Genomic DNA, 9,414 nt, shown 5'->3' with positions numbered 1-9,414 from the left:
CGCACCACCCCGTCAGTAGCTGAACAGGAGGGACAGCTGATAGAAACAGAAGCCACTGGAGCACCTCAAAAACACCATCATACACTAAATCAGTAAGTTGGCAGCATCACCAAGAGCGCTATCCAGATAAAAACGATTAAATGCGAGAGTGCGACATGCCAGAATGATTAATGAAATATCAATATGAGAAAATTACAGATAATTTCATTGTCAGGTTCTCTTCTCATTTTCGTGGTTTAACCACGATTATGTGATTGCCTCCGCAATTCCTGTCTCTAACTCCCCTTCCTCGCAAAAACTGGCACTCCACGAGCATGTGTTTAGACAGTTTCATTAACGTAAACGGTTGCTTTTTACTCTGGCGGGCGAAAGGAGAAACACTGATGAGCGCCATAGATTCCCAACTTCCCTCATCTTCTGGGCAAGACCGCCCAACTGATGAGGTTGACCGCATATTATCACCAGGAAAGCTGATCATACTCGGTCTGCAACACGTCCTTGTCATGTACGCAGGTGCAGTCGCTGTTCCTCTTATGATTGGTGACCGACTGGGCCTCTCAAAAGAAGCTATTGCGATGCTCATTAGCTCGGATCTCTTTTGCTGCGGGATCGTCACATTATTGCAATGTATCGGTATCGGCCGCTTTATGGGGATCCGCCTGCCGGTGATTATGTCGGTGACCTTTGCTGCTGTAACACCAATGATAGCCATTGGGATGAACCCGGATATCGGCCTGCTGGGGATATTTGGTGCCACTATCGCCGCGGGTTTTATCACCACATTATTAGCGCCACTTATCGGTCGCTTGATGCCTTTATTCCCGCCACTGGTTACCGGTGTGGTTATTACTTCTATCGGGCTTAGCATCATTCAGGTGGGCATTGACTGGGCCGCCGGAGGTAAAGGGAATCCGCAATATGGTAATCCCGTTTATTTAGGTATCTCCTTTGCCGTCTTAATTTTTATCTTGCTCATTACTCGCTATGCGAAAGGATTTATGTCCAACGTCGCAGTATTACTGGGGATTGTATTTGGCTTTTTACTTTCGTGGATGATGAATGAAGTCAATTTATCCGGGCTACATGATGCTTCATGGTTTGCGATTGTTACGCCGATGTCGTTTGGTATGCCGATTTTCGATCCCGTTTCCATTCTGACCATGACTGCCGTGTTAATCATCGTGTTTATCGAGTCGATGGGGATGTTCCTGGCACTGGGTGAAATAGTCGGTCGTAAACTCTCTTCGCACGATATTATTCGCGGGCTGCGTGTCGATGGCGTAGGGACAATGATAGGCGGCACGTTTAACAGCTTCCCCCACACGTCATTTTCACAAAACGTTGGCCTGGTTAGCGTGACGCGCGTTCATAGCCGCTGGGTGTGTATTTCTTCGGGAATTATATTAATCCTGTTTGGCATGGTGCCAAAAATGGCGGTGCTGGTAGCCTCCATTCCGCAATTTGTGCTGGGCGGCGCTGGTCTAGTGATGTTCGGCATGGTACTGGCGACAGGGATTCGAATTTTGTCGCGCTGTAACTACACCACCAACCGTTACAACCTCTATATTGTGGCGATCAGTCTCGGCGTTGGCATGACTCCGACGCTCTCTCACGATTTCTTTTCTAAGTTACCGGCCGTACTGCAACCGCTGCTACATAGCGGCATTATGCTCGCAACCCTTAGCGCCGTTGTGCTGAACGTCTTCTTTAATGGCTATCAGCATCATGCTGACCTGGTGAAGGAATCCGTCTCTGATAAAGATTTAAAAGTCAGGACAGTACGTATGTGGCTTCTGATGCGCAAGCTGAAGAAAAATGAGCATGGAGAATAATATGAATTTTTTAATGCGCGCTATATTCAGTCTGCTGTTGCTTTTTACTCTCTCTATTCCTGTCATTTCTGACTGTGTTGCAATGGCCATTGAAAGTCGCTTCAAATATATGATGCTACTTTTTTAAATGGTTTTTACCTGTCGGCATCCGCTCAAAACGGGCGGTTGTCGATAAACGCTCACTTGGTTAATCATTTTACTCTTCAATTATCTATAATGATGAGTGATCAGAATTACATGTGAGAAATTATGCAAACGGAACACGTCATTTTATTGAATGCACAGGGAGTTCCCACGGGTACGCTGGAAAAGTATGCCGCACACACGGCAGACACCCGCTTACATCTCGCGTTCTCCAGTTGGCTGTTTAATGCCAAAGGACAATTATTAGTTACCCGCCGCGCACTGAGCAAAAAAGCGTGGCCTGGCGTGTGGACTAACTCGGTTTGTGGGCACCCACAACTGGGAGAAAGCAACGAAGACGCGGTGATCCGCCGTTGCCGTTATGAGCTTGGCGTGGAAATTACGCCTCCTGAATCTATCTATCCTGACTTTCGCTATCGCGCCACCGATCCGAATGGCATTGTGGAAAATGAAGTGTGTCCGGTATTTGCCGCACGCACCACCAGTGCGTTACAGATCAACGATGATGAAGTGATGGATTATCAATGGTGTGATTTAGCAGATGTATTACACGGTATTGATGCCACACCGTGGGCGTTCAGTCCGTGGATGGTGATGCAGGCAGCCAATAGTGAAGCAAGAAAATTGTTGTCTACTTTCGCGCAGCACAATTAAAAAACCCCGACATTTGCCGGGGTTGTGAGCATAACGTAATGCTTATTTTACCGGACGCATCGCCGGGAACAGAATAACGTCGCGGATGGTATGGCTGTTGGTGAACAGCATTACCATACGGTCGATGCCAATCCCCAGACCTGCTGTCGGCGGTAAGCCATGTTCCAGTGCGGTAACGTAATCTTCATCGTAGAACATCGCTTCGTCGTCACCTGCGTCTTTCGCGGCAACCTGATCCAGGAAGCGTTGCGCCTGATCTTCCGCGTCATTCAGCTCGCTAAAGCCGTTACCGATTTCACGACCACCGATGAAGAACTCAAAGCGGTCTGTGATTTCCGGGTTAATGTCGTTACGACGCGCCAGCGGAGAAACTTCTGCCGGATATTCAGTAATGAAGGTCGGCTGAATCAGATGTGCTTCTGCCACTTCTTCGAAGATCTCGGTAACGATACGGCCCAGACCCCAGCTCTTCTCAACGTGGATACCGATAGATTCAGCAATCGCTTTCGCAGAGTCGAAGTTATCCAGATCCGCCATGTCGGTTTCCGGGCGATATTTCTTGATCGCTTCACGCATGGTCAGTTTTTCGAACGGTTTACCGAAGTCCAGCGTCACGTCGCCGTAGGTCACTTCCGTCTTACCGAGAATATCCTGTGCCAGAGTACGGAACAGCGATTCGGTCAGCTCGATCAGATCTTTGTAATCTGCGTAAGCCATGTAGAGTTCCATCATGGTGAACTCTGGGTTATGACGTACGGAGATACCTTCGTTACGGAAGTTACGGTTGATTTCGAATACACGCTCGAAGCCACCGACCACCAGACGCTTGAGGTACAGTTCCGGCGCGATACGCAGGTACATGTCGAGATCCAGCGCGTTATGGTGGGTGATAAACGGACGCGCAGCGGCACCGCCAGGGATCACCTGCATCATCGGCGTTTCAACTTCCATAAAGCCGCGGTTCACCATGAACTGGCGAATACCAGAGAGGATCTGCGAGCGCACTTTAAAGGTGTTACGGGATTCATCGTTAGAGATGAGATCCAGATAACGCTGACGATAGCGCGCTTCCTGATCCTGCAAGCCGTGGAATTTATCCGGCAGCGGACGCAGTGCTTTGGTCAGCAGACGCAGCTCGGTACAGTGGATAGACAGTTCGCCGGTTTTGGTTTTGAACAGTTTACCTTTCGCGCCGAGGATGTCACCGAGGTCCCATTTTTTGAACTGCTCGTTGTAAACGCCTTCCGGCAGATCGTCACGGGCAACGTACAGCTGAATGCGGCCACCCACATCCTGCAGGGTAACGAAAGACGCTTTACCCATAATACGGCGGGTCATCATGCGGCCAGCAACGGCGACTTCGATGTTCAGCGCTTCCAGTTCTTCGTTCTCTTTACCGTCGAATTCTGCGTGCAATTGGTCAGAGGTATGATCGCGACGGAAATCGTTCGGGAAGGCAATCCCCTGCTCGCGCAGGTTCGCCAGCTTCTCACGACGCGTTTTCAGTTCATTGTTAAGATCGACTACCGCGTCAGCGCCCTGTGCGTGTTGTTCAGACATGTTGGTTCCTCATAACCCTGCTTTCAAACTTGCTTCGATAAATTGATCCAGGCTGCCGTCCAGCACGGCCTGCGTGTTGCGGGTTTCTACCCCGGTACGCAGATCTTTAATGCGGGAGTCATCAAGGACATAAGAACGAATCTGGCTGCCCCAGCCGATGTCGGATTTGTTATCTTCCATCGCCTGTTTCTCGGCATTTTTCTTCTGCATCTCCAGTTCATAAAGCTTCGCTTTCATCTGCTTCATGGCCTGGTCTTTGTTCTTGTGCTGGGAACGGTCGTTCTGGCATTGGGTCACGATCCCGGTTGGGATGTGGGTAATACGCACCGCAGATTCGGTACGGTTAACGTGCTGACCGCCCGCGCCGGACGCGCGATAAACGTCAATGCGCAGATCCGCCGGGTTGATTTCGATATCAATATCATCATCAACTTCCGGGTAAACAAACGCAGAGCTGAACGATGTGTGGCGACGACCGCCGGAGTCAAACGGGCTTTTACGCACCAGGCGGTGAACGCCAGTTTCTGTACGCAGCCAGCCGTAAGCGTAATCGCCGGAGATTTTGATCGTCACGGATTTAATACCCGCCACTTCACCTTCCGACTCTTCGATGATTTCAGTTTTGAAACCACGCGATTCTGCCCAGCGCAGATACATACGCTCAAGCATGCTCGCCCAGTCCTGTGCTTCCGTACCGCCAGACCCCGCCTGAATATCGAGGTAGCAGTCGGCGCTGTCATATTCGCCAGAGAACATACGGCGGAACTCAAGCTGCGCCAGTTTTTCTTCCAGGGCGTCGAGTTCAGCAACGGCTTCGTTAAAGGTTTCTTCGTCGTCAGCTTCTACAGCCAGTTCCAGCAGACCAGAAACATCTTCCAGCCCCTGTTTCATTTGGTCGAGAGTGTCGACAACGGCTTCGAGGGAGGAACGCTCTTTACCCAGCGCCTGTGCGCGTTCGGGTTCGTTCCAGACATCCGGCTGTTCCAGCTCGGCGTTTACTTCTTCCAGACGCTCTTTCTTGGCGTCGTAGTCAAAGATACCCCCTAAGAACGTCGGAGCGTTCCGTGAGGTCCTGAATGCGATTATTTACCGGATTAATTTCAAACATGGTCTGATTTCTTTTATTGAGCTAGTCAAAATGCGGTGATAAGAGCGGGATTGTACCCAATCCACGCTCTTTTTTATAGAGAAGATGACGCTAAATTGGCCAGATATTGTCGATGATAATTTGCAGGCTGCGGTTGCCGCGAAACTCGTTGATATCGAGCTTGTAAGCCAGTTGCACTTCGCGCACGCCGTTATCCGGCCAGAGGGCGGTATCGACATTAAAAGCAATACCATCCAGCAGTGGACCGCCGCCGACCGGTTCGACCATCACCTTCAAATGACGTTCGCCCACCAGCCGCTGTTGCAGCAGACGGAAATGACCGTCAAACAGCGGCTCCGGGAACATCTGCCCCCACGGGCCAGCATCGCGCAGCAACTGCGCCACTTCCATGGTCATTTCGGCCGGGCTTAACGGACCGTCTGACACCACTTCGCCTTGCAATAGCGAAGGGTCCAGCCACTCTGTAACCAGTTCGCCAAACCGTTGTTGAAAGAGTTCGAATTTATCCTCTTCCAGCGACAAACCCGCCGCCATCGCATGACCGCCAAACTTCAGTATCATGCCAGGGTAGAGTGTGTCTAATCGCTCCAGTGCATCACGCATATGCAGCCCCTGAATGGAGCGACCTGAACCTTTCAGCGTACCATCACCTGCTGGCGCAAAGGCGATAACCGGACGGTGAAAACGCTCTTTGATGCGCGAAGCCAGAATACCGACAACGCCCTGATGCCATTCGGGGTGATACATTGCCAGCCCGCCGGGTAGCGTGTCGCGACTTCGCTCCAGTTTCTCGCACAGGGTCAGGGCTTCAACTTGCATTCCTTGTTCGATCTCTTTTCGCGTCTGGTTTAGCGCATCGAGTTCATTTGCCAGCACGCGCGCTTCGCCGATGTTGTCGCACAGCAAGAGCGCCACACCGACGGACATATCGTCCAGTCGTCCGGCAGCATTGAGACGTGGCCCCAGCGCAAAACCTAAATCGCTGGCGGCGAGTTTTTGTGCATCACGGTTTGCCACTTCCAGCAGCGCTTTAATCCCTGGACGGCACTTTCCGGCACGGATGCGACTCATCCCCTGCCAGGTCAGAATGCGATTATTAGCGTCCAGCGGCACGACGTCCGCCACTGTTCCCAGCGCGACCAGATCCAGCAGTTCTGCCAGGTTAGGAATTGCGATGCCACGCTCATAAAACCAGCCCTGATCGCGCAAAAAGGTGCGCAGCGCCAGCATCAGATAAAACGCCACACCCACGCCTGCCAGTGATTTCGACGGGAAATTACAGTCGCGCAAGTTAGGGTTAATGATCGCTTCCGCTGCGGGTAATGTTTCGCCCGGCAAATGGTGATCGGTAACAATAACCGGAATGCCCAACGAGCGAGCGTGTTCAACGCCCGCATGGGAGGAAATACCGTTATCCACCGTGACAATTAACTGCGCGCCACGGGCATGGGCCTGATCGACTACTTCCGGGCTTAAGCCGTAACCGTCTTCGAAACGGTTTGGTACCAGATAGTCGATATTGCTGCAACCAAGCGAGCGCATCGCCAGCACGCTTAGAGCCGTGCTGGTCGCGCCGTCGGCATCAAAATCACCAACCACAATAATCCGCGTTCCTTCGCGAAAAGCGTTGTAAAGGATCTCAACGGCCTTTTCGACGCCGCTCAGTTGCTGCCAGGGCAGCATACCTTTAACACTGCGTTCCAGTTCTTGCGCACTGCGTACTCCCCGGCTGGCGTATAAACGGCGCAGCAAGGGAGGCAATTCAGCGGGCAAGTCTGCCGTTTCATCGACTTCACGGCGACGAAGTTGTATCTGTTGTTTCACGCGAATTATTTACCGCTGGTCATTTTTTGGTGTTCGTCGAGGAATTCTTTCATCTCTTTCGGCGGCTGGTAACCCGGGACAAGTGTGCCATTGCTCAGCACAACTGCCGGAGTACCGCTAACGCCAAGCTGGACGCCAAGTGCGTAATGGTCGGCAATATCCACGTCGCAACTGGCTGGTGCGACGCTTTTACCTGCCATCACATCATCAAACGCTTTGTTTTTATCTTTCGCACACCAGATAGCTTTCATTTCTTTCTCTGCATCGCTGTCCAGCCCCTGGCGCGGGAAGGCAAGATAACGCACGGTGATCCCCAGCGCGTTATAGTCTGCCATTTGCTCATGCAGTTTGTGGCAGTAACCACAGGTAATATCAGTAAACACGGTGATGACGTGTTTTTCCTGCGGTGCTTTATAAACGATCATCTCTTTTTCAAGCGCATTCAACTGCTTTAACAGCATCTTATTGGTGACATTGACCGGAGCCGTGCCGCTAACGTCATACATTGGCCCCTGAATGATATGTTTACCGTCATCGGTGATGTACAACACACCGCTGTTAGTCAGCACAGTCTTCATGCCAGCCACGGGTGCTGGCTGAATATCGCTGCTTTTAATGCCCATTTTGGCTAACGTTTGTTGAATTGCCGCGTCATCCGCCTGAACAAAGCCTGAAAACGCCGCCAACAACGTAAATAACATAAAACCTTTCTTCATAAATCGTCCTATTTTCTCAGCAATCAAGCCCGCGGGTGATGCTGTTGATGAAGTTGACGCAAACGCTCGGTGGCGACATGCGTATAAATTTGGGTGGTGGATAGATCGCTATGACCCAACAACATCTGCACCACACGTAAATCCGCACCATGATTTAATAAATGAGTGGCAAAAGCGTGACGCAACACATGCGGTGACAGCTTTTCGCTGTCGATACCCGCCAGCACGGCATAATGTTTAATGCGGTGCCAGAAGGTCTGTCGCGTCATCTGCTGCGCACGCTGGCTGGGGAACAACACATCAATAGAGACACCGTTCAACAACCACGGTCGCCCATGCTCGAGATACGTTTCCAGCCAGTAAACCGCCTCTTCACCTAACGGCACCAAGCGCTCTTTGTTGCCTTTACCAATGACCCGCACTACGCCCTGACGCAGGCTGATATCACTCATTGTCAGTCCGACCAGTTCAGAGACACGCAGCCCGGTAGCATACAACACTTCAAGCATGGCTTTATCGCGTAGCTCCAGTGGCTGATCAATTAATGGTGCCTGTAATAAACGTTCGACCTGCGCTTCGCTTAAATCTTTTGGCAAACGCTGTGGCAATTTCGGTGAAGCGAGATGCGCACTGGGATCGTCTTCACGAAACTTTTCGCGATAAAGATACTGGAACAATCGGCGCACTGCACTCAGCAAACGTGCCGAGCTGGTGGCTTTATACCCGCCCTCCAGCCTTTCTGCCAGTAATGCCTGCAAATCGTCACTTTGCGCCGTCGCCAGCGTCAACCCGCGGTGATGCAACCACTCCACCATCATTGACAGATCGCGACGGTAAGCGTTCAACGTATTTTCAGCCAGATTTTTTTCCAGCCACAGAGCATCAAGAAACTGCTCGATGCGTGCCAGATCCTGTTTCACTTGCGCCCCTTATGGTCACTCATTTGATCCATTATGCCTTATTGTGCCGTGACTAAAGCGATTCTGATACACTAGCCGCAAAAGCCACAGCAGAATCGAGAAGCTTACGTTATGAATATGGGTCTTTTTTACGGTTCCAGCACCTGTTACACCGAAATGGCGGCAGAAAAAATCCGCGATATTATCGGCCCAGAACTGGTGACCTTACATAACCTCAAGGACGACTCCCCGAAATTAATGGAGCAGTACGATGTGCTCATTCTGGGTATCCCGACCTGGGATTTTGGTGAAATCCAGGAAGACTGGGAAGCCGTCTGGGATCAGCTCGACGACCTGAACCTCGAAGGTAAAATTGTTGCGCTGTATGGGCTTGGCGATCAACTGGGATACGGCGAGTGGTTCCTCGATGCGCTCGGTATGCTGCATGACAAACTCTCGACCAAAGGCGTGAAGTTCGTCGGCTACTGGCCAACGGAAGGATATGAATTTACCAGCCCGAAACCGGTGATTGCTGACGGGCAACTGTTCGTGGGGCTGGCGCTGGACGAAACTAACCAGTATGACCTTAGCGACGAGCGTATTCAGAGCTGGTGTGAACAAATCCTCAACGAAATGGCAGAGCATTACGCCTGATGTCACTGACGGCTTAGCGCATA

At 51.3% G+C, this 9,414-nt stretch carries 11 protein-coding genes; 4 read left to right on the top strand and 7 right to left on the bottom strand.

Annotation, left to right across the window (positions count from 1 at the left end):
- The coding region (locus tag ACJHX3_RS20405) for an IS1 family transposase (RefSeq protein WP_097491765.1) at positions 1–56 on the bottom strand (56 nt) is incomplete at its 3' end.
- A 327-nt stretch (positions 57–383) separates the two neighbouring features.
- On the opposite strand from ACJHX3_RS20405, the gene uacT reads away from it, so the two are divergent.
- Both uacT and yqfG read left to right on the top strand, forming a co-directional pair.
- Positions 384–1,832, top strand: coding sequence for a urate/proton symporter UacT (gene uacT / locus ACJHX3_RS20400; protein WP_001295374.1), 1,449 nt, complete (start codon positions 384–386; stop codon positions 1,830–1,832).
- 1 nt (position 1,833) lies between these two features.
- On the top strand, positions 1,834–1,959 hold the full coding sequence (gene yqfG / locus ACJHX3_RS20395) for a protein YqfG (protein WP_001010156.1): 126 nt from the start codon (positions 1,834–1,836) through the stop codon (positions 1,957–1,959).
- Here the strand turns inward: yqfG and ACJHX3_RS20390 are convergent.
- Positions 1,956–2,027, bottom strand: a complete 72-nt coding sequence (locus ACJHX3_RS20390) for a protein YqfH (protein ID WP_120795390.1) — start codon at positions 2,025–2,027, stop codon at positions 1,956–1,958. The two genes, yqfG and ACJHX3_RS20390, sit on opposite strands and share 4 nt — an antisense overlap.
- Positions 2,028–2,081: 54 nt before the next feature.
- Here ACJHX3_RS20390 and idi point away from each other — a divergent pair, with 54 nt between their 5' ends.
- Entirely contained in the window at positions 2,082–2,630 is a 549-nt protein-coding gene (idi, locus tag ACJHX3_RS20385) for an isopentenyl-diphosphate Delta-isomerase (RefSeq protein WP_001192815.1), read from the top strand.
- A 42-nt stretch (positions 2,631–2,672) separates the two neighbouring features.
- Here the strand turns inward: idi and lysS are convergent, their stop codons facing one another.
- From lysS to xerD, 5 genes are all read right to left on the bottom strand, one after another.
- Entirely contained in the window at positions 2,673–4,190 is a 1,518-nt protein-coding gene (lysS, locus tag ACJHX3_RS20380; protein WP_000003068.1) for a lysine--tRNA ligase, read from the bottom strand.
- A 9-nt stretch (positions 4,191–4,199) separates the two neighbouring features.
- A protein-coding gene (gene prfB, locus ACJHX3_RS20375) for a peptide chain release factor 2 (protein WP_001701073.1) occupies positions 4,200–5,298 on the bottom strand; the annotation gives its coding sequence in 2 pieces (ribosomal slippage) (positions 4,200–5,222 and positions 5,224–5,298; 1,098 coding nt in all).
- Positions 5,299–5,388: 90 nt separating this feature from the next.
- A complete protein-coding gene (gene recJ, locus ACJHX3_RS20370; protein WP_029701971.1) occupies positions 5,389–7,122 on the bottom strand; it encodes a single-stranded-DNA-specific exonuclease RecJ in 1,734 nt (577 codons plus the stop codon).
- A gap of 5 nt (positions 7,123–7,127) precedes the next feature.
- Positions 7,128–7,838, bottom strand: a complete 711-nt coding sequence (dsbC, locus tag ACJHX3_RS20365; protein WP_000715231.1) for a bifunctional protein-disulfide isomerase/oxidoreductase DsbC — start codon at positions 7,836–7,838, stop codon at positions 7,128–7,130.
- 23 nt (positions 7,839–7,861) lie between these two features.
- Positions 7,862–8,758, bottom strand: coding sequence for a site-specific tyrosine recombinase XerD (xerD, locus tag ACJHX3_RS20360; RefSeq protein WP_000806638.1), 897 nt, complete (start codon positions 8,756–8,758; stop codon positions 7,862–7,864).
- Positions 8,759–8,869: 111 nt separating this feature from the next.
- On the opposite strand from xerD, the gene fldB reads away from it, so the two are divergent.
- Positions 8,870–9,391 carry a flavodoxin FldB gene (fldB, locus tag ACJHX3_RS20355; protein WP_001055874.1) on the top strand — a complete coding sequence of 174 codons (522 nt, stop codon included), beginning with the start codon at positions 8,870–8,872 and terminating at the stop codon, positions 9,389–9,391.
- Positions 9,392–9,414 lie beyond the last annotated feature (23 nt).

Origin of the sequence: Escherichia sp. WS1265, assembly GCF_046487585.1 — a bacterium.
In the GTDB taxonomy this organism is placed as follows: Bacteria; Pseudomonadota; Gammaproteobacteria; order Enterobacterales; family Enterobacteriaceae; genus Escherichia; species Escherichia coli.
Note: the sequence above shows the minus strand (reverse complement) of the source record. Positions and strands in the feature narration are given on the sequence as shown.